This is a genomic window from Polynucleobacter sphagniphilus, assembly GCF_029892205.1.
Taxonomy (GTDB): Bacteria; Pseudomonadota; Gammaproteobacteria; order Burkholderiales; family Burkholderiaceae; genus Polynucleobacter; species Polynucleobacter sphagniphilus.
The window spans coordinates 44,144-62,361 of record NZ_JARXVX010000005.1 but is presented as its reverse complement, the minus strand read 5'-3'; the positions used below and the strand labels follow the sequence as shown (position 1 = coordinate 62,361).

19 protein-coding genes are annotated in these 18,218 nt (G+C 44.1%); 13 read left to right on the top strand and 6 right to left on the bottom strand.

What is annotated here, in order from left to right:
• Positions 1-2: 2 nt before the first annotated feature.
• From yidD to rpmH, 3 genes are read right to left on the bottom strand one after another with little or no spacing between them, the layout of a single operon-like run.
• Positions 3-236 (bottom strand): membrane protein insertion efficiency factor YidD, encoded by a 234-nt coding sequence (gene yidD / locus M2125_RS09815; protein ID WP_076024498.1) that lies wholly within the window; start codon positions 234-236, stop codon positions 3-5.
• 1 nt (position 237) lies between these two features.
• Complete coding sequence (rnpA, locus tag M2125_RS09810; RefSeq protein WP_198929324.1) at positions 238-555, bottom strand: ribonuclease P protein component; 318 nt, start codon at positions 553-555, stop codon at positions 238-240.
• Positions 556-563: 8 nt separating this feature from the next.
• Positions 564-698 carry a 50S ribosomal protein L34 gene (rpmH, locus tag M2125_RS09805; protein WP_011903922.1) on the bottom strand — a complete coding sequence of 45 codons (135 nt, stop codon included), beginning with the start codon at positions 696-698 and terminating at the stop codon, positions 564-566.
• Between the two features lie 224 nt (positions 699-922).
• Here rpmH and dnaA point away from each other — a divergent pair, with 224 nt between their 5' ends.
• The 10 genes from dnaA (at position 923) to M2125_RS09755 (ending at position 11,621) form a co-directional block, all read left to right on the top strand.
• The gene (gene dnaA, locus M2125_RS09800; protein WP_277542767.1) at positions 923-2,365 is read left to right on the top strand and encodes a chromosomal replication initiator protein DnaA; all 1,443 of its coding nucleotides are present in this window, start codon (positions 923-925) and stop codon (positions 2,363-2,365) included.
• Between the two features lie 262 nt (positions 2,366-2,627).
• Positions 2,628-3,743: a DNA polymerase III subunit beta gene (dnaN, locus tag M2125_RS09795; RefSeq protein ID WP_076024500.1), complete on the top strand. Its 1,116-nt coding sequence runs from the start codon at positions 2,628-2,630 to the stop codon at positions 3,741-3,743.
• Positions 3,744-3,754: 11 nt separating this feature from the next.
• The gene (gene gyrB, locus M2125_RS09790) at positions 3,755-6,253 is read left to right on the top strand and encodes a DNA topoisomerase (ATP-hydrolyzing) subunit B (RefSeq protein ID WP_280741445.1); all 2,499 of its coding nucleotides are present in this window, start codon (positions 3,755-3,757) and stop codon (positions 6,251-6,253) included.
• 3 nt (positions 6,254-6,256) lie between these two features.
• Positions 6,257-6,751 (top strand): SET domain-containing protein, encoded by a 495-nt coding sequence (locus M2125_RS09785; RefSeq protein ID WP_076024502.1) that lies wholly within the window; start codon positions 6,257-6,259, stop codon positions 6,749-6,751.
• 17 nt (positions 6,752-6,768) lie between these two features.
• Positions 6,769-7,008 (top strand): DUF3717 domain-containing protein, encoded by a 240-nt coding sequence (locus tag M2125_RS09780; protein ID WP_076024503.1) that lies wholly within the window; start codon positions 6,769-6,771, stop codon positions 7,006-7,008.
• Between the two features lie 77 nt (positions 7,009-7,085).
• Complete coding sequence (locus M2125_RS09775) at positions 7,086-7,847, top strand: ABC transporter ATP-binding protein (RefSeq protein ID WP_280741444.1); 762 nt, start codon at positions 7,086-7,088, stop codon at positions 7,845-7,847.
• Positions 7,844-8,548, top strand: a complete 705-nt coding sequence (locus M2125_RS09770) for an ABC transporter ATP-binding protein (protein WP_076024505.1) — start codon at positions 7,844-7,846, stop codon at positions 8,546-8,548. Before M2125_RS09775 ends, M2125_RS09770 begins: the two co-directional genes overlap by 4 nt.
• 26 nt (positions 8,549-8,574) lie before the next feature.
• Positions 8,575-9,777, top strand: a complete 1,203-nt coding sequence (locus M2125_RS09765; protein WP_280741443.1) for an ABC transporter substrate-binding protein — start codon at positions 8,575-8,577, stop codon at positions 9,775-9,777.
• 3 nt (positions 9,778-9,780) lie between these two features.
• Positions 9,781-10,665, top strand: coding sequence for a branched-chain amino acid ABC transporter permease (locus M2125_RS09760; RefSeq protein ID WP_076024507.1), 885 nt, complete (start codon positions 9,781-9,783; stop codon positions 10,663-10,665).
• Complete coding sequence (locus M2125_RS09755; protein ID WP_076024508.1) at positions 10,662-11,621, top strand: branched-chain amino acid ABC transporter permease; 960 nt, start codon at positions 10,662-10,664, stop codon at positions 11,619-11,621. Before M2125_RS09760 ends, M2125_RS09755 begins: the two co-directional genes overlap by 4 nt.
• Here M2125_RS09755 and M2125_RS09750 read toward each other — a convergent pair whose 3' ends face one another.
• Genes M2125_RS09750 through M2125_RS09740 form a run of 3 tightly spaced genes read right to left on the bottom strand, consistent with a single transcriptional unit; the run spans position 11,622 to position 14,588 of the window.
• A complete protein-coding gene (locus M2125_RS09750; protein WP_420875850.1) occupies positions 11,622-12,632 on the bottom strand; it encodes a phosphotransferase family protein in 1,011 nt (336 codons plus the stop codon).
• A 20-nt stretch (positions 12,633-12,652) separates the two neighbouring features.
• Positions 12,653-13,423: an SDR family NAD(P)-dependent oxidoreductase gene (locus M2125_RS09745; RefSeq protein WP_277542836.1), complete on the bottom strand. Its 771-nt coding sequence runs from the start codon at positions 13,421-13,423 to the stop codon at positions 12,653-12,655.
• Positions 13,424-13,427: 4 nt separating this feature from the next.
• Entirely contained in the window at positions 13,428-14,588 is a 1,161-nt protein-coding gene (locus tag M2125_RS09740; RefSeq protein WP_076024511.1) for an acyl-CoA dehydrogenase family protein, read from the bottom strand.
• A gap of 238 nt (positions 14,589-14,826) precedes the next feature.
• Between M2125_RS09740 and mnmG the strand changes: the two genes are divergently transcribed.
• The 3 genes from mnmG to M2125_RS09725 are packed head-to-tail and all read left to right on the top strand — an operon-like array spanning position 14,827 to position 18,215.
• Positions 14,827-16,746 carry a tRNA uridine-5-carboxymethylaminomethyl(34) synthesis enzyme MnmG gene (gene mnmG / locus M2125_RS09735; protein ID WP_280741441.1) on the top strand — a complete coding sequence of 640 codons (1,920 nt, stop codon included), beginning with the start codon at positions 14,827-14,829 and terminating at the stop codon, positions 16,744-16,746.
• Entirely contained in the window at positions 16,743-17,414 is a 672-nt protein-coding gene (gene rsmG / locus M2125_RS09730; protein WP_280742898.1) for a 16S rRNA (guanine(527)-N(7))-methyltransferase RsmG, read from the top strand. Before mnmG ends, rsmG begins: the two co-directional genes overlap by 4 nt.
• A gap of 12 nt (positions 17,415-17,426) precedes the next feature.
• Positions 17,427-18,215, top strand: coding sequence for a ParA family protein (locus M2125_RS09725; protein WP_076024514.1), 789 nt, complete (start codon positions 17,427-17,429; stop codon positions 18,213-18,215).
• Positions 18,216-18,218 lie beyond the last annotated feature (3 nt).

Here is an 18,218-nt window from a genome sequence, read left to right as displayed (position 1 = left end):
AATTAATGATGTGTTTGTTTTACCGCAGGATCATAACCACCGTGTGACAGTGGGTTACACCGCAGTATGCGCCATGCTGACATGCCAAAGCCCTTTATAAAACCATAATGCTTAAAGCATTCGCACGCATACTGCGAGCAGCTGGGTACATATTTGCAGTGCATTCCGAGATAAGGGCTTAGCAACACTTGATAGCCCCTGATTAATTTAACTGCAACCGTGTTAACGAGCCGCATATTAAATAAGCCCTTGGATTTGAGTGCGCAGCAGAATTTTTTCTTTTTTCCGAAGCTTGCCGCGAGTGCCTCGGCCAATGGGGCTTTTGAGTTTAACCACAACATCGCTTTTTAAATCGCTTGCCTGCGCGGTTCGAATTAGTTCCCGAATCATTCGCTTTAGGCGGTTACGATCTACTGCGCGCTTTGCCAGTTTTTTAGCTACGGCAATGCCCAAATCTGGCTCTATACCTTTTTCAGGTTGTGCAAAGTACAAGCCCCAACACAAACTAGTCTTGGGGCGTGTTTTAAGTAACTCTGAAATCCTTGCGCTATTCAAGGATTAAATTAAACAGCGAGGCGTTTGCGACCTTTTGCGCGGCGAGCATTTAAGACTGCACGACCACTTTTGGTTTTCATGCGAATACGAAAGCCGTGGGTACGCTTACGACGTGTTACTGAGGGTTGATATGTTCTTTTCATGATTGATCCCGGGGAAACCAAGTATTTTCCTTGTTGCGAGCCAAAAGGTCAATCAATGTAACTAAATATATAGGTATTTTTCACTATATTTACCTATTTATTTGGGTATCCCCATGATAAATATAGAATTTTTTCTTTTGTACACAAGTTATCCACAGCTTTTCCACGGTTTTCTGCCTTGTGGATAACTTTCGGGCGTAGCTACAATGGATCCTCAAAAAATTATGAGCAACCTACAGAATCCAGCCGCCTTGACTTCAATAAACCCATTGGGCTTTTGGGATGCCGCCTTAGGCACCCTATCCCGCGAACTCTCACCCCAGCAATTTAAGACTTGGATACAACCCCTTACCTTCATAACTTTTGAAGAGAGTGAGCAGTCACTCACTATAGGCGCGCCCAACCGATTTAAGCTTGATTGGATTAAAAAAACTTTTGCAGACCGTTTCCAAGAATTAGCGTCTGAGTATTTTGGCCAATCGACTACATTAAATTTTGTATTAGATATAGATGGTGGTTCTCCAGATTTAACCCCAAAGAATAAAGAACTAACAACCGAAAATAATGAAGCCTCTGTTGCTCTTCAATCAAAGAATTTGATTGAAGATGAGGTTTTGGTTGAGGAGCAGTCTTTTGAAATTGAAGATCACTCCAAACTTAATCCCAACCTAACTTTTGACACCTTTGTTACGGGTAAAGCAAACCAGCTGGCTAGGGCGGCCTCTATTCAGGTTGCCCACAACCCTGGGGCATCCTATAACCCCATGTTTCTTTATGGTGGGGTTGGTCTTGGAAAAACCCATCTGATCCACGCGATTGGCAACCACCTTCTCAAAGAAAAGCCGAACGCACGGATTCGCTATATTCATGCAGAACAGTACGTCTCTGATGTTGTTAGGGCATATCAACAAAAAGCTTTTGACCGCTTTAAGCGCTATTACCACTCACTAGACCTATTATTGATTGATGACATTCAGTTTTTTAGCGGCAAATCTCGAACCCAGGAAGAGTTTTTCTATGCCTTTGAGGCCCTTCTGGGCAATAAATCACAGGTTATTATTACCAGCGACACCTATCCTAAAGAGATGGCTGGAATTGATGATCGACTCATTTCCCGGTTCGACTCGGGTTTAACGGTTGCTATTGAGCCCCCCGAATTAGAAATGCGCGTAGCTATTTTGATGAAGAAGGCTGCCAACGAAGGTATCCCAATGAGTGAGGATGTGGCTTTTTTCGTAGCCAAGCATCTTCGATCCAACGTTCGCGAGCTTGAAGGAGCTTTACGCAAAATTCTAGCGTTTGTTCGCTTCCACGGGCGGGAGGTCACTATTGAGGTTGCAAGAACGGCCCTAAAGGACCTTCTTTCAATCCAAAATAGACAAATTTCTGTAGAAAATATCCAAAAGGCGGTAGCGGATTTTTACAGTATTAAGGTAGCTGATATGTATTCCAAGCGAAGACCCGCCAATATTGCGCGTCCGCGCCAAATAGCCATGTTTATGGCTAAAGAATTGACGCAAAAAAGTCTACCGGAAATTGGCGAACTGTTTGGTGGTCGTGACCACACCACCGTTTTACACGCCGTTCGCAAGATCGCGGATGAGCGCTCGCACGATGGACAGCTTAATCATGAAATTCATGTGATTGAGCAAACCCTGAAGGCCTAGTTTTGCCTGTGGATAAGTTTGTGGATAGCCCAGTGGATAACTTTGGGGATTGTATGTGGATAAATTGTGGAAAGGTCGCGCTTCATGCAAAAATAGGGTATTGAGAAAAAGTTACCCAATATTTATGCAGCGTTTATACAGAAGTTGTCAACAAGTTTTTTTGTTTGTAAGCACTTGTTTTAAATGTAGTTTTTGACTTATCCACTGAAATCGGAAGCCTTATTATTACTACTAATAAGATATATACAAGGATTTAAAAGCAATGCAATTAGTTAACGCCTCGCGAGATAGTTTATTAAAACCATTACAAGTGGTTAGTGGCATTGTTGAACGTCGTCATACTTTGCCGATTTTGGCTAATTTGTTATTTAAGAAACAAGGTGAGAGAGTTTCTTTTATTTCTACTGATATAGAAATTCAGATTACGACCAATGCTTCTTTTGGTGTTGGTGCTGAAGATGTCACAACTACAGTGGCCGCTAGAAAATTGCTAGATATTTTGCGCGCTCTACCTGAGGGCCCGGTAAGTTTGAATTTAAAAGACAATAAGATGGTTGTTCAGAGTGGCAAAAGCCGCTTTTCATTGCAGACCCTGTCTGCAGCAGAATTTCCAATTATGCAAAGTGTGGGTGAAGTTACCGCTAGCTGGCAGATGTCTCAAAAAAGTTTTCGCCAACTTATCAGCCAAGTTCATTTTGCAATGGCTCAACAAGATATCCGTTATTACTTAAATGGCATGTTGTTGGTTATTGAGGGTAAAGAGGTGGTCGCAGTAGCTACTGATGGACACCGTCTTGCTTACTCTCAAGTTCAGTTAGCGCAAACACCATCCGGTTCTGGGCAGAGACAGGAAATTATTGTTCCGCGTAAGACAATATTAGAGTGTCAACATCTTCTTGAGGACTCCGATGAACCTTTAGAGATAAGCCTTACATCTAACCAAGTGAAATTTACATTTGGAGATATTGAGCTTATCTCCAAATTGGTTGAAGGTAAATTCCCTGACTTCCAACGCGTTATTCCAAAAGGGCATAAAAATTCTTTAGTTGTTGGACGTGATGTTTTGCAAGCAGCTCTTCAAAGGGCAGCCATTCTAACAACTGATAAATTCAAAGGTGTGCGCTTCTCCTTATCACCCAATCGCATCACCGTTCAATCTACCAATGCGGAGCAAGAAGAGGCGCAGGAAGAGATTGAAACCGAATATGCTGGTGACTCTGTAGAGATAGGTTTTAACGTGAGTTACTTGTTGGATGTTTTATCGAACTTGAAAAATGAAAAAATCCAAATCAGCCTAGGTGATGCAAACAGTAGTGCTGTGATTACCTTACCTGGATCAGAAGATTTTAAGTATGTTGTGATGCCAATGCGCATTTAATTTAGAAAAAAATGACTGAAGAAAAAAAAGTAGTAGAGCAGTACGGTGCATCATCAATTCAAATCCTGGAGGGCTTGGAAGCAGTTCGTAAGCGCCCTGGAATGTACATCGGAGACACATCCGATGGTACTGGTTTGCATCATTTGGTTTTTGAGGTTTTAGATAACTCAATTGATGAGGCATTGGCTGGCTATTGCTCTGAGATTACCGTTGTAATCCAAACTGACAACTCAATTTCTATTGTTGATAACGGTAGGGGTGTACCAACCGGTATTAAGTTTGACGACAAGCACGAACCAAAAAGAAGTGCTGCAGAAATTGTAATGACTGAATTACATGCTGGTGGTAAGTTTGACCAGAACAGTTATAAAGTTTCTGGTGGTCTTCATGGTGTGGGTGTAAGTTGCGTTAATGCCTTATCTAAATGGTTGAAGTTAACCATCCGTCGCGATGGTAAAACCCACTATATGGAATTTGCGCGTGGCGTAATTCAAAACCGTAATATCGAAGAAATCAATGGCGTACTAACTTCACCAATCACTGTAACTGGAGAAACCGAGTTATCTGGGACAGAAGTTCACTTTTTAGCTGATGAAGAAATCTTCGGCCACGTTGAATTCCATTATGAGATTCTGGTTAAGCGCATTCGCGAACTTTCATTCTTAAATAATGGCGTTCATATCAAATTAATTGATCAACGCACTGGGCAAGAAGAAGATTTTGCCTTTTCTGGCGGCGTAAAAGGTTTTGTTGAGTACATCAACCAAACCAAAAATGTACTACATCCAAACATTTTTTACGCAGAAGGTATCCGCCCTTCGGATTTGGGTGGCAACATCACCGCTGAAGTATCTATGCAGTGGAATGATAGTTTTAGTGAACAAGTTCTTTGTTTTACAAATAACATTCCTCAGCGAGATGGTGGTACCCATTTAACTGGCCTTAGGGCGGCGATGACGCGCGTCATTAATAAATATATTGATGAAAATGAAGTTGCAAAAAAAGCAAAGGTTGAAATTTCAGGCGATGACATGCGTGAAGGTTTGGCGTGTGTATTGTCGGTAAAAGTTCCTGAGCCAAAATTCTCCAGTCAAACAAAAGACAAACTAGTTTCAAGTGAAGTTCGTGGACCTGTTGAGGAAATTGTTGCAGAGGCTTTGAGTGCCTACCTACAAGAGCGACCAGCAGACGCAAAAATCCTTTGTGGAAAAATTGTGGATGCTGCACGAGCTCGTGAGGCTGCCCGCAAAGCGCGTGATATGACACGTCGTAAGGGTGTGTTGGACGGCCTTGGTTTACCTGGAAAACTCGCTGATTGCCAAGAAAAAGACCCAACCAAGTCTGAATTATTTATTGTCGAGGGAGACTCCGCGGGGGGCTCTGCTAAGCAAGGGCGTGATCGTCGTTTCCAAGCCATTCTGCCGCTAAAAGGTAAGATTTTGAATGTCGAGAAAGCGCGCTTTGACAAAATGTTGGCCAGCCAAGAAGTTGTCACACTAATAACCGTGCTTGGAACGGGTATTGGTGTAGAGGAATACAAAGCTGATAAGTTACGCTATCACCGCATCATTATCATGACCGACGCGGACGTTGACGGTAGCCACATTCGTACTCTTCTACTCACCTTTTTCTATAGACAAATGCCTGAGTTGATTGAGCGTGGACATATATATATCGCTCAACCACCTTTATATAAGGTGAAGTTTGGAAAAAATGAACAGTACATTAAAGATGATGCTGAATTAAATCAGTTACTATTAAAAATTGCCCTTGAATCAGCCTCACTCCAATCCCCAACTGGTGAGGTAATTGAGGGCGCTGATTTAATTGAACTTGCAAAACACTATCAAGTGATTCAATCAGTGGTTGATCGTTTATCTAGAACAATTGATGAAGACGCATTGCGTGCCATTGCATCCGGCACTCAACTCAATTTAGATACCGAAAAATCTGCATATGAATCGGCAGAACGTTTAAGGACTGCTTTATCTGCCTCACTTAATCCACTTGCACTTCCACCAGAAATTATTGTTCAAAAAGAAGATCGCACAGAGCGTTTTAGATTATTACTGTCACGTCGCATTCATGGAAACTTAAAGCTATCAGCCATTAATTCTGATTTTGTACATGGCGATGATTATCAAAGTTTGTCTAATGCAGCCGCAGTATTATCTGGAAAAGTTTTACCTGGCTCAAAAGTACGCCGCGGGGATCCAGATAAAAACCAAAAAGAACAAGTTATCCAGGATTTCAGGGCCGCCTTCTCTTGGTTGCTGTCAGAGGCTGAGCGTGTACTAAGTCGACAGCGTTACAAAGGTTTGGGTGAGATGAACCCATCCCAGTTATGGGAAACAACCATGGATGCTGGATCACGCACTTTATTGCAGGTCAAAATTGAAGATGCAATTGCAGCTGATCAGGTCTTTACTACATTAATGGGTGATGAGGTTGAACCACGTCGCGCATTTATCGAAAAGAATGCGCTCATTGCACGAAATCTAGATGTTTAAGTGATGAAAAATAAAAAAGTCAAACCACCAAAGGTGGATCGGGATGCCATCACCGTAAAAACTTCACCAATCCATGGAAAAGGTGTTTTTGCTGCGAAGCAAATTAAAAAAGGCGACGCTATTATTGAGTATAAGGGTGAAAGAATTAGCTGGAAGTTGGCTGAAAAGCGCCACCCGCACGACCCTAAAGATCCAAATCACACCTTCTACTTCTCTCTAGAAGGTGGACGTGTGATTGATGCTAAATACGGTGGCAATGCTGCTCGATGGATTAATCACTCATGCAAACCAAACTGTGAAACACAGGAGGGTAGCTTTGGTGGTGAGCCGCGCGTTTTTATTTATGCCAAAAGAACACTAAAAGTGGGGGAAGAGCTTTTTTATGACTATTCCCTCGACATAGAAGGCCCCATTACAAAAGAACTCAAAAAAGACTATGAATGTCGTTGTGGTGCTAAAAAGTGCCGCGGTACGATGTTGGCAATCGAAGATAAGTAATTTAATTAAACAATCAAATGCTGTTCTTATCTATTCAAGAGATTGAGGCTGCAATAAATTATTGGCGCAGTCAATCCCCCGCCAAAGGGGATGAGTTGAGTTTGTGTGTTGAGGTGTCCTCCCTAGCCAAGCCATATGCCATGATGATTGTCCAGGGTTCCCAGCGCATTCCAATGGACCTCCTAGATGCGTCTGCCAAAAGTGCAATCCAAAAATACCTCACACAATTAAATATCAAAAATACTGAGCCGACCTAGGGTTAATGCTATATAGAGTTTATCGTGGCTAGTCTATCCTAATGTTCTTATCCCATAGAGGGTAAAAAGGCTTAGGTGTGGAAGAGACAATATTAAAAACAATTGGACTAGGAAAGTCCTTCTTAGGTTTTTCTGCGGTTACAGACGTTAATTTAAGCGTATCGCGCGGATCTATACACGCGCTTATTGGCCCCAATGGCGCAGGCAAAACCACCTGCTTTAATCTGCTTACCAAATTCTTGGAGCCTACCCAGGGGCAAATTCTATTTAATGGTATTGATGTGACCCATGAGCGGCCAGCGCAAATTGCACGCCGCGGGGTGGTTCGATCATTTCAAATCTCAGCGGTTTTTCCCCACCTTACGGTTTTGGAAAATGTTCGAATTGCGCTTCAAAGAGAATTAAATACAGAATTCTTTTTTTGGAAATCTGGAGCTTCATTAAATGCGCTCAACGGTCGCGCACTGGAGCTTTTGCATGAGGTTGGTTTGGAGAGCTTTGCTAATGAGTTGGCCGCCAATCTGGCTTATGGACGCAAGAGGGCGCTGGAGATTGCAACAACTCTGGCGATGGAGCCAGAGCTGATGTTGCTCGATGAGCCCACACAGGGTATGGGACACGAGGATGTTGAGCGAGTAACCGATTTAATTCAAAGGGTTGCAAAAGGGCGAACTATTCTGATGGTTGAGCACAATATGAAGGTTGTATCTTCGATTGCCGATCGAATTACCGTGCTTCAACGTGGGGCCATTTTGGTTGAGGGCAATTATCAAGAGGTTTCAAACAACCCCTTGGTGGTTGAGGCCTATATGGGAAGTCATGGAGGAGATTCTCTATGAGCTCCAAAGCCTTAGAGGTGGATGCTCTCCAATCTTGGTATGGAGAATCTCACATCTTGCATGGCCTTCGTTTCTCTGTCGCCGATGGAGAAGTAGTCACCCTTTTGGGTAGAAATGGTGCCGGACGCAGCACCATTCTAAAAACAATCTTAGGCCTCACCAGCAAAAGAGCTGGTTCCATTAAGGTGTATGGGACGGAAACTATTGATATGGCGACCTATCAAATAGCGCGTCTTGGTATTGGGTTTTGTCCCGAAGAGCGCGGCATTTTTTCAAGCCTAACGACGGAAGAAAATCTACTTCTGCCGCCGAAGATTGCTTCTGGTGGAATGGGTTTGGATGAGATTTATGAGATGTTTCCCAATCTTTATGAAAGACGTAACAGTCCTGGCACCAGATTATCGGGTGGTGAACAGCAAATGCTGGCTATGGCTAGAATTTTAAGAACGGGCGCTAGATTGTTGTTGCTCGATGAGATAACCGAGGGTCTTGCGCCGGTGATTGTTCAAAAGTTGGGTGAGGTCGTATCCAAACTAAGGGATAAAGGCTTTACGATCATCTTGGTGGAGCAAAACTTTAGGTTTGCGGCGCAGTTGGCCGATAGACACTATGTTGTAGAGGGTGGTTTGATAGTTGAAGTGGTTGAGCGAGCTGAATTAGGTACAAAAGCCCAGTTACTAAACGGCTATCTAGGCGTTTAATTAAATAATTTCTAAAAGGAAAAATAATGAGACAAACTTTAATTTCGATGGCTGCCGCAGCTTTGTTTGCGGTTGCGGGTAATGCTAGCGCGGCTGACCAACCCCCTTTGAAAATCGGTTTTATTACCGATATGTCTGGTTTGTACGCTGATATTGATGGTCAGGGTGGCTTAGAGGCCATCAAAATGGCGGTTGCCGATTTTGGTGGCACCGTATTGGGCAGAAAGATTGAGATTGTTTCTGCTGACCATCAAAATAAGGCAGACATTGCTGCATCTAAAACAAGAGAGTGGATTGACCAAAATGGCGTTAACGTCATTATTGGGGGAACCAACTCTGGGACAGCACTAGCAACAGCAAAGGTGGCAGCGGAGAAAAAACGTATCTACATTAACAATGGTGCTGGTACCTCTGCGCTTACAAATGAACAATGCAGCCCGTATACGATTCACTACACCTATGACACCATCGCGATGGCCAATGGTTCTGCCAAAGGCTTGTTAGATAAGGGTTATAAAAATTGGTTTTTCTTAACGGCGGATTATGCGTTTGGTTATGCGCTCGAAAAAGATGCTTCTAATGTTGTTCTTGCGAACGGTGGAAAAGTGTTGGGTGATGTAAAGCACCCGCTCAATGCGAGTGATTTTTCATCTTATCTACTGCAGGCGCAGAGCTCCAAAGCACAAGTTCTGGGTTTGGCTAATGCTGGCGGCGACACAATTAACTCTGTAAAGGCCGCAAATGAGTTTGGCATTACAAAAACGATGAAGCTTGCGGGTTTATTGGTTTTCATTAGCGATGTACATGCAATTGGTATTAAAAATGCACAAGGTCTTTTAGCAACAACAGCGTGGTATTGGGATCAAAATGATCAAACACGTAAATTTGCTGGCCGCTTTATGGAGAAAATGAAGCGCATGCCTGGCATGGTTCAGGCCGGCGATTATTCCTCAACTATGACCTATCTCAATGCAGTGAAAGCTGCTGGTACGGATGATTCAGATAAAGTGATGGAGCAGTTACGTAAAACCAAAATTAATGACATGTTTACAAAAAATGGATATATCCGTAAGGATGGAACCATGGTTCACGACATGTATTTGTATGAGGTTAAATCACCAGCCGAAGTTAAAAGCCCTTGGGACTACTACAAATTGGTTTCTTCGTTATCAGGAGAAAAAGCGTTTGCAATTCCACCTGATTCAAAATGTGCATTACTAAATAAATAAATCTTGGAAATTTTCGGCCTCTCCACTTCCGCTCTGTTAAGCCAACTCCTTTTGGGGTTGGTTAACGGTAGCTTTTATGCTGTCCTCAGTTTAGGGCTTGCTATTATTTTCGGCCTTTTAAATGTGATCAATTTTTCACATGGGGCTATGTTCATGTTGGGTGCGATTGTCACCTGGATGGCTGGGCAATATTTTGAAATTAACTATTGGGTAATGCTTTTACTGGCACCATTCATTGTTGGTCTTCTAGGCATTGTGATTGAGCGCTTATTTTTACGGCGTCTTTATCAACTAGACCATCTTTATGGCTTGCTGTTAACTTTCGGTTTAACGCTTTTTATAGAGGGTGTTTTGCGATCGATTTATGGCGCATCGGGTCTTGCTTACAGTACTCCCGAGTTGTTAAGTGGAGCAACGGACTTGGGCTTTATGGTTCTGCCAAACTATCGCGCCTGGGCGGTTTTCTCGTCTTTGACGGTGTGCTTTGTTACTTGGTACGTCATTGAAAAAACCAGTATCGGTTCTTATTTGCGCGCTGGAACAGAAAATCCAAAACTGGTTCAAGCATTTGGTGTGAACTTTCCACTAATGACAACCTTAACCTATGGTTTTGGCGTTGCGCTCGCCGCGTTTTCTGGTGTGCTTGCAGCGCCTATCATTCAAATCTCCCCTTTAATGGGCTCCAATCTAATCATTACCGTTTTTGCTGTGGTTGTAATTGGTGGAATGGGATCCATTATGGGATCCATTCTTACTGGTTTAGGTTTGGGCTTGGTAGAGGGGCTTACCAAAGTGTTTTATCCACAGGCATCGAGCACTGTAGTCTTCGCGATTATGGTGATTGTTTTATTGTTTAGGCCGGCAGGTTTGTTTGGACGTGAAAAATGAAGTTAGCCAAACCCATTATTCTTCTGGCTTCAATTGGTATCGCAATAGCGTTGCCGCATTTCTTCTATCCAATATTTTTGATGAAGATTTTGTGTTTTGCTCTATTTGCGGCAGCATTTAATCTACTGCTTGGATATACAGGTCTTTTATCCTTTGGTCATGCCGCCTTCTTTGGTGGAGCTGGCTATTGCGCAGGTTACTTTATGCGGGACATGGGTGTTGGTCCCGCCATAGGAATTACCATTGCCGTTTTATTTGCTGCCGCTTTAGGCGCCCTGATTGGGGGTTTAGCAATTAGACGTCAAGGTATTTATTTTTCCATGATTACTCTCGCGCTTGCGCAAATGTTTTACTTTGTTTGTGTGCAGGTGCCAGCGTCTGGGGGTGAGGATGGTTTTCAGGGTATCCCGCGTGGTGATTTATTTGGTTTAATTAATCTGCAGAATGATCTGAATTTATATTATTTGGTTTTATGTCTTACTGTAGCTGGATTTTTATTTATCAAGCGAATTATTTCTTCACCCTTTGGCCAGATCCTTAAAGCAATTAAAGAAAATGAGCCGCGTGCAATTTCTTTGGGTTACAACGTAAATCGTTTTAAGTTTTTGGTGTTTATCTTATCTGCAGCGCTTGCTGGTTTGGCTGGCAGCACTCAAGCATTGGTCTTGGGTTTTGAGACTCTCACTGATGCACATTGGACAATGTCGGGCCTTGTGATTTTGATGACATTGGTTGGTGGTGTAGGGACCATGCTTGGTCCATTTGTGGGTGCGCTGGTAATTGTGTTGCTTGAGCATCGAGTTGGTGAGATTGGTAGCTTTTTATCTCAAGTAACCGGCGTTGCTTGGTTTAACTCACTGGGCGAGTCCGTCACGATCGTGACAGGATTGATATTTGTTTTCTGTGTAATGGCATTTCGTCGTGGCCTGGTTGGCCTCTTTATTAAACAGAAATAACTATTTTTGCTGGGCGCACGCCCAACCAATATCTGCAAGTGCCCCAGCCTTTTTGCCGTTTTCAACAGCATCACTCGCATTGGCATTGCCATCCATTGCACGTTTCGCAATACCATGCAAAATTGCGGCAATACGAAATAAGTTGTACGCCATCAAGAATGGCCAATGCTCAACCACTGGCCGTCCAATTTGTTTTTCATACATGGCGATATATTCTGATTCACTTGGAATTCCGAGCGAGCTGAAATCAAGCCCCGCTATACCGCGCCACAAACTGGGGGGGATGCGCCAGGCCATACATTGATAGGAAAAATCTGCCAGCGGGTTTCCTAGGGTTGATAGCTCCCAATCCAAGACCCCAATGACCCGCGCTTCGGAATGATGAAACACCAAATTATCCATACGAAAGTCACCATGAATGAGGGTGGTTTCATCTTCACTGGGGATGTGTTCGGGTAACCAATCTATTAATCTGTTTAACGAGTCTGGAATGGGAATATTGGCTTCGCGCACCTGACGAGACCAGCGGGCAACCTGTCGAGAAAAGTAATTGCCAGGCTTACCAAAGCTTTCCAATCCTAGCGCCACATAATCAAGTTGATGAATAGCTGCGATGGTTTTATTCATTTCGCAATAGATGGCACTGCGCTCATCCGCACTTAGCCCTAGTAATGATTGGTCTATGAATACGCGCCCATCTAAAAACTCCATGATGAAAAATGCCGTACCAATCACATTTTCATCTTTGCAATAAGCCAACATCTTCGGCACAGGCACTGCGCTGTTGGCCAATGCTTTCATGACCCTGTACTCTCGATCAACAGCATGCGCTGATGGAAGTAGAACGCCTGCCGGCTTCTTTCTGAGCACAAAGTGATCATTGCCGCTGCTGATTTTGTAGGTGGGATTTGATTGACCGCCAGTGAGCTGACTCAACTCTATCGGGCCATTAACAAGACCAATATCTTTTAAATAATGCGCAAGAGCTTCTTGAAAGGAGACATTCGTCATGTTCATGCTTAATCGTTTTTTTAGAGACCACTTACTAGGTGGCCGCCATCTACTGCAATGGTGGAACCGCTCATGGCTTTACTAGCATCTGATGCTAGTAACAACAAGGGGCCATTTAAGTCATCCAGCTCATTAAATCGTCGCGAAGGTATGCGGGGCAATATTTTTTGCCCTGCATCACTTAATAAAAACTCTCGATTGAGATCGGTGATCACATATCCTGGCAAGAGTGCGTTCACTCGAATTTGATGGCGCGCTAATTCAAGCGCCATCACCTTGGTACTTTGAATGACCCCCGCTTTTGAGATTACATAAGGGGCTGCGCCACCAATGACGCGCTCCCCCAAAATCGATGCAATATTAACAATGCTTCCTGATGAGTTTGCAGCTATCAACCTTCTTGCTGCTTCTGTTGCAACTAGCCAAGATCCCTTTAAATTGGTGTCCATCACCCGATCCCAATCTTCCTCAGTGTGATCAAGTAATTTTCCTGTGCTACTAACACCCGCATTATTGATAATGATGCTTGGCAGTGACCACTCAAGAATTTGATCAAAACACCGAACAACACTCTTTTTATTTGTGACATCCAACTCAAAGGCTTTGGCTTGTCCACCAAGATCCTCAATCTCGCGAACAGTAGTCTCTAGTTGACTAATGCGACGTGATGCAACTGCCACCCTCGCCCCGGCCTGAGCAAGCAATAAAGCGGAGTGTTTGCCAATACCACTGGATGCGCCAGTAATGAGCGCCGTCTTATTCTCTAACTTAAAAAGTTGCTCAAGCACCATCAATTTATTTATTTCCAATTAGTTTGCGAGCCATGCTCCAGCGATGCACTTCACTTGGACCATCATAGATTCTGAATCCGCGCATATCTTTAAAGATTTTCATCAACTGGGTTTCCCCGGTGACGCCTTGACCGCCCAAAATTTGTACACAGCGATCCACCACCCGCCACTCTGCTTCTGAGCAAATTACCTTAGCTCGACTAGATTCGAAGTTGCCACGTTCACCCCGATCTAATAGTAATGCGGTGTCCCATATATGTAGTCGTGAAGTGTGCAGGTCCATATTGTTGTCTGCAATCATGAAGCCAACACCCTCATGCTCTCCTAGGGTTTTTCCAAAAGCTTGACGTCGTTTTGCATAAGCAATCGCAATATCTTGCGCGCGTCGTGCTTGACCCAACCAGCGCATGCAATGCGTTAAACGTGCCGGCGCTAAACGAACCTGAGCATTTTTAAATCCCTTACCTAGCTCACCTAATATTTGATTGCCCGGAATGCGCAGATTTGTGAACTGCAGGACGCCATGCCCACCTGTAAAGCAGCTATCAAGCGCATCCATATTTCTAAGCAACTCAATTCCAGGGGCATTCATGTCTGAGAGAAACATGGTTGCACTGCCATCATCCAGGCGCGCCATGATGATTACAAAATCAGCGCCATCAGCGCCGGTGATAAACCACTTTGTACCGTTGATGATGTAATCATCGCCATCCTTGGTTGCTGTTGTGCTCAGCATCGAGGGATCTGAGCCTGCACCGGGCGACGGTTCTGTCATTGCAAAACAAGAGCGGGCCTTACCTGCAACTAAAGGCCTGAGCCAACGTTCTTTTTGTTCAGGCGTGGCAATCTCCTCTAGCAAATGAATATTTCCCTCATCAGGAGCGTGAATATTCATTGCGATTGGCCCCAAACTTGAATAGCCGGACTCTTCAAAGACAATTGCTTTCTCAATATGACTAAGACCAAGCCCGCCCATTTCAACTGATGCGTGTGGTGTCAGTAGACCCGCCTTGCGCGCTAGCTCAATAAGCTCTTTGCGTAATTCATCAGAAGGCCCGTGCTCACTTTGGCGTGGATCATTTTCAAAGGGAGTGATTTGATCTTTTATGAATGATCGCGTCTTTTCCTGCAGCTCTAATAGTTTTGGTGATAGTGATAGATCCATTTTTTGATTGTATAGCCACTAATTAACAATAGATTTCTTCTCAGGCTCTGTTTTATTTGGACAAGTTGGATCTCCACGCCCGGTTTAGGGATGCATGTAGGTTATTGCACATTTACAAAATAATCAATTAAATCAATAACTTATGAAGCTTATTACCATGGGACTACATAATTTTTCAAGCTTTGTTTCACGTGAAACAAACAAAATGCTATGATCATCGCCCTATCAGAGGCAAATCATGCGTTATTCAAAAAGTTTCGATGTCATAGTTGTTGGTGGCGGACACGCTGGGACTGAAGCCGCCCTTGCTGCAGCTCGTATGGGCTGCGATACGTTATTAATTACCCATAGCATCGAAAATCTCGGTGCAATGAGCTGTAATCCATCTATAGGTGGAATTGGCAAAGGTCATCTAGTAAAGGAAATTGATGCCATGGGCGGCGCCATGGCAGCAGCAACGGATGAGGCGGGAATACAGTTTCGGATATTAAATTCCAGCAAAGGCCCTGCAGTCCGCGCAACTCGTGCTCAAGGCGATCGAGTTTTGTATAAGGCAGCAATTCGTCGCCGCTTGGAAAATCAAGACAACTTAAGCTTATTTCAAGCTGCTGTGGATGATTTAATAGTGGTTGGCGATGAGGTTTGTGGTGTCTTAACCCAAATGGGCCTAGAATTTTTTGCCAAGAAGGTGGTTTTAACCGCAGGCACCTTTTTGGATGGCAAGATTCATGTTGGTTTAAATAATTATGCGGGTGGCCGTGCTGGCGATCCTGCTGCAATATCGCTTTCAGCTCGCCTGAAAGAATTAAAGCTCTCCCAGGGCAGATTAAAGACGGGAACCCCACCCAGAATTGACGGTAGAACGATTGATTTTTCGGTAATGTTGGAACAGCCGGGCGATCTGGATCCCTTGCCGGTGTTTTCTTATTTGGGTAGGCCAGAAAATCATCCAAGACAGGTTCCGTGCTGGATTTCTCATACTAATGAGAAAACCCATGACATTATTCGCGGTGGTCTCGATCGTTCGCCAATGTATACAGGCGTCATTGAGGGTGTTGGGCCGCGCTATTGCCCTTCTATTGAGGACAAGATTCATCGTTTTGCCTCCCGAAATAGTCACCAGATCTTTTTGGAGCCAGAGGGCTTAACTACAAACGAGTTTTATCCCAATGGTATTTCAACCAGTTTGCCCTTTGATGTTCAGTGGGATCTGGTTAGAAGCATTCGTGGAATGGAGTCGGCGGTCATCGTTCGTCCTGGCTATGCTATTGAGTACGATTATTTTGATCCGCGCCAACTGCGACACAGCCTAGAAACCAAGGTAATTTCAGGTTTGTATTTTGCCGGTCAAATTAATGGCACAACCGGATATGAAGAGGCTGCAGCACAAGGCATGTTGGCTGGAATCAATGCTGGTTTGGCTGCAAAAGGAAAAGAGCCTTGGATTCCTAAGCGAAGTGAGTCCTATATTGGGGTTCTAGTGGACGATCTCATTACTAGGGGTGTTCAAGAGCCCTACCGTATGTTTACAAGTCGCGCAGAGTATCGTTTAAGTTTGCGCGAAGACAATGCCGACTTACGCCTAACTGAAATAGGCAGAAATCTTGGTTTGGTGGATGATTATCGTTGGGAAGTCTTCTGCAGGAAACAAGAGGCTGTTTCACGTGAAACAGCCCGTCTACAAGAAATTTGGGTTGGCCCAAAGCATGAGGTTGCCAAAGCGGTATCTGAACTGCTTGGACAAGACTTATCTCATGAGTGTAGTTTGGCTGAGATTTTGAGGCGCCCTGGCGTTAGCTACGATGCGCTTACATCGCTCGCGGGGGGTGAGTGGTCTGCGGGGGTTCTGGATGATGACCTTGGTTTGGCCCAACAAATTAGTGATCAGGTTGAGATTTCGGTTAAGTACCAGGGATATATAGATCGGCAAGCGGTTGAAATTGCCCGCCAAGAGCACAACGAAAGTTTCCCGCTCTCGGAGTCTTTGGACTATACCCAGGTGCTGGGATTATCAAAAGAAGTGCAGCAAAAACTGAACTTCCATAAGCCAAGCACTTTAGGTCAGGCCGGAAGAATTTCGGGTGTGACGCCTGCTGCATTATCTTTGTTGCTGGTGCACCTTAAAAAGGGCTTGGGCAGAACCCAGGAGTCGGTGTGAGTGAGGGCTTGATCGCTCTTGGAATAGAAGATCTGGGTCTCAATCTAGGCCCTGAAAATATTGCTGATTTAGATATATTTCTTCATGAAATGGGCCGGTGGAACCAGGTGCATAACTTGACGGCAATCGAGGGTGAAAGTGAATCTATCAAACTTCATCTCATTGATTCTATTGCGGTTTTGCCTGTAATGAGGCGGTTTTTAGAAGGCCCAAACCCCCTCATTGCGGACTTGGGCTCAGGTGGCGGTCTGCCTGCAATACCTATTGCCATATTGCAACCAGAGTGGCGGCTCACCTTAATTGAGGCTGTGCGAAAAAAGACTGCATTTTTGCAGCATATTCGTGGGAAATTAAAGCTGCACAACATCACGGTCTTGAGTGAGCGCGTAGAAGTTGTTGCGGTGCAGCAATCAGGCGTATTTGATGCCGTAATTTCCAGGGCGTTTACGAACTTAGCTCGATTTTTAGAGCTTTCTTTGCCACTGTTAAAGCCCAACGGATTGGTGTTTGCTATGAAATCAAAACGAGCTGATGAAGAGATCCAAGATGTCAATCTGAGTCAATGGCAACTCATTGCCGATATCCCTCTGCATATCCCTCATACAACGGTCGAACGCAGACTTTTAGTGTTGAGCCCCATAAAAATATCACCCACCCTCTCTGAATAAAAAAATCTATCCATGGCAAAAATATTTTGTATTGCAAATCAAAAAGGCGGTGTTGGTAAAACAACTACAGCTGTTAACTTGGCCGCTGGATTGGCTGGGCATCAGCAACGCGTTTTACTGGTTGACCTTGATCCACAAGGGAACGCAACTATGGGCTCAGGCATTGAAAAAACAGATTTAACTACGAGCGTTTATCAAGTATTAATTGGGCTTGCAACAGTGAAGGAGTGCGCAAAAACTTGTGAAAGCTCCGGCTTTGATGTGTTGCCAGCAAATCGTGATTTGGCGGGTGCGGAAATCGAATTGGTTGATTTGGAATTACGAGAGCAAAGGCTGAAGAATGCACTTGCTGCAGTCGCCGATGATTACGATTTTATTTTGATTGATTGTCCGCCAGCACTTTCTCTTTTAACCTTGAATGGATTGTGCGCTGCTAACGGAGTGATTGTGCCAATGCAGTGCGAGTATTTTGCATTGGAAGGTTTGTCCGATTTGGTCAATACGATTAAACAAGTTCATGCAAATTTAAATCCAGACCTCATGATCATTGGCTTGCTGCGTGTGATGTTTGATGCTCGGATGACTTTGCAGCAGCAAGTGTCTGAGCAATTGCTTGAACACTTTGGCGACAAGGTTTTTAAAACCATTATTCCTCGTAACGTCAGATTGGCTGAGGCCCCATCTTATGGGCTTCCTGGCGTTGCATTTGACAAGTCATCGCGCGGAGCAAAGGCGTATTTAGAGTTTGGCGCTGAAATGATTGAGCGCATTAATCAACTGCAAACACTAGGAAGATATTAAAAA

Coding starts and splice junctions, on each gene's coding strand:
- yidD (WP_076024498.1), bottom strand. CDS start 236: ATGCGGCTCGTTAACACGGTTGCAGTTAAATTAATCAGGGGCTATCAA.
- rpmH (WP_011903922.1), bottom strand. CDS start 698: ATGAAAAGAACATATCAACCCTCAGTAACACGTCGTAAGCGTACCCAC.
- dnaA (WP_277542767.1), top strand. CDS start 923: ATGAGCAACCTACAGAATCCAGCCGCCTTGACTTCAATAAACCCATTG.
- dnaN (WP_076024500.1), top strand. CDS start 2,628: ATGCAATTAGTTAACGCCTCGCGAGATAGTTTATTAAAACCATTACAA.
- gyrB (WP_280741445.1), top strand. CDS start 3,755: ATGACTGAAGAAAAAAAAGTAGTAGAGCAGTACGGTGCATCATCAATT.
- M2125_RS09785 (WP_076024502.1), top strand. CDS start 6,257: ATGAAAAATAAAAAAGTCAAACCACCAAAGGTGGATCGGGATGCCATC.
- M2125_RS09780 (WP_076024503.1), top strand. CDS start 6,769: ATGCTGTTCTTATCTATTCAAGAGATTGAGGCTGCAATAAATTATTGG.
- M2125_RS09770 (WP_076024505.1), top strand. CDS start 7,844: ATGAGCTCCAAAGCCTTAGAGGTGGATGCTCTCCAATCTTGGTATGGA.
- M2125_RS09765 (WP_280741443.1), top strand. CDS start 8,575: ATGAGACAAACTTTAATTTCGATGGCTGCCGCAGCTTTGTTTGCGGTT.
- M2125_RS09755 (WP_076024508.1), top strand. CDS start 10,662: ATGAAGTTAGCCAAACCCATTATTCTTCTGGCTTCAATTGGTATCGCA.
- M2125_RS09750 (WP_420875850.1), bottom strand. CDS start 12,632: ATGACGAATGTCTCCTTTCAAGAAGCTCTTGCGCATTATTTAAAAGAT.
- M2125_RS09745 (WP_277542836.1), bottom strand. CDS start 13,423: ATGGTGCTTGAGCAACTTTTTAAGTTAGAGAATAAGACGGCGCTCATT.
- M2125_RS09740 (WP_076024511.1), bottom strand. CDS start 14,588: ATGGATCTATCACTATCACCAAAACTATTAGAGCTGCAGGAAAAGACG.
- mnmG (WP_280741441.1), top strand. CDS start 14,827: ATGCGTTATTCAAAAAGTTTCGATGTCATAGTTGTTGGTGGCGGACAC.
- M2125_RS09725 (WP_076024514.1), top strand. CDS start 17,427: ATGGCAAAAATATTTTGTATTGCAAATCAAAAAGGCGGTGTTGGTAAA.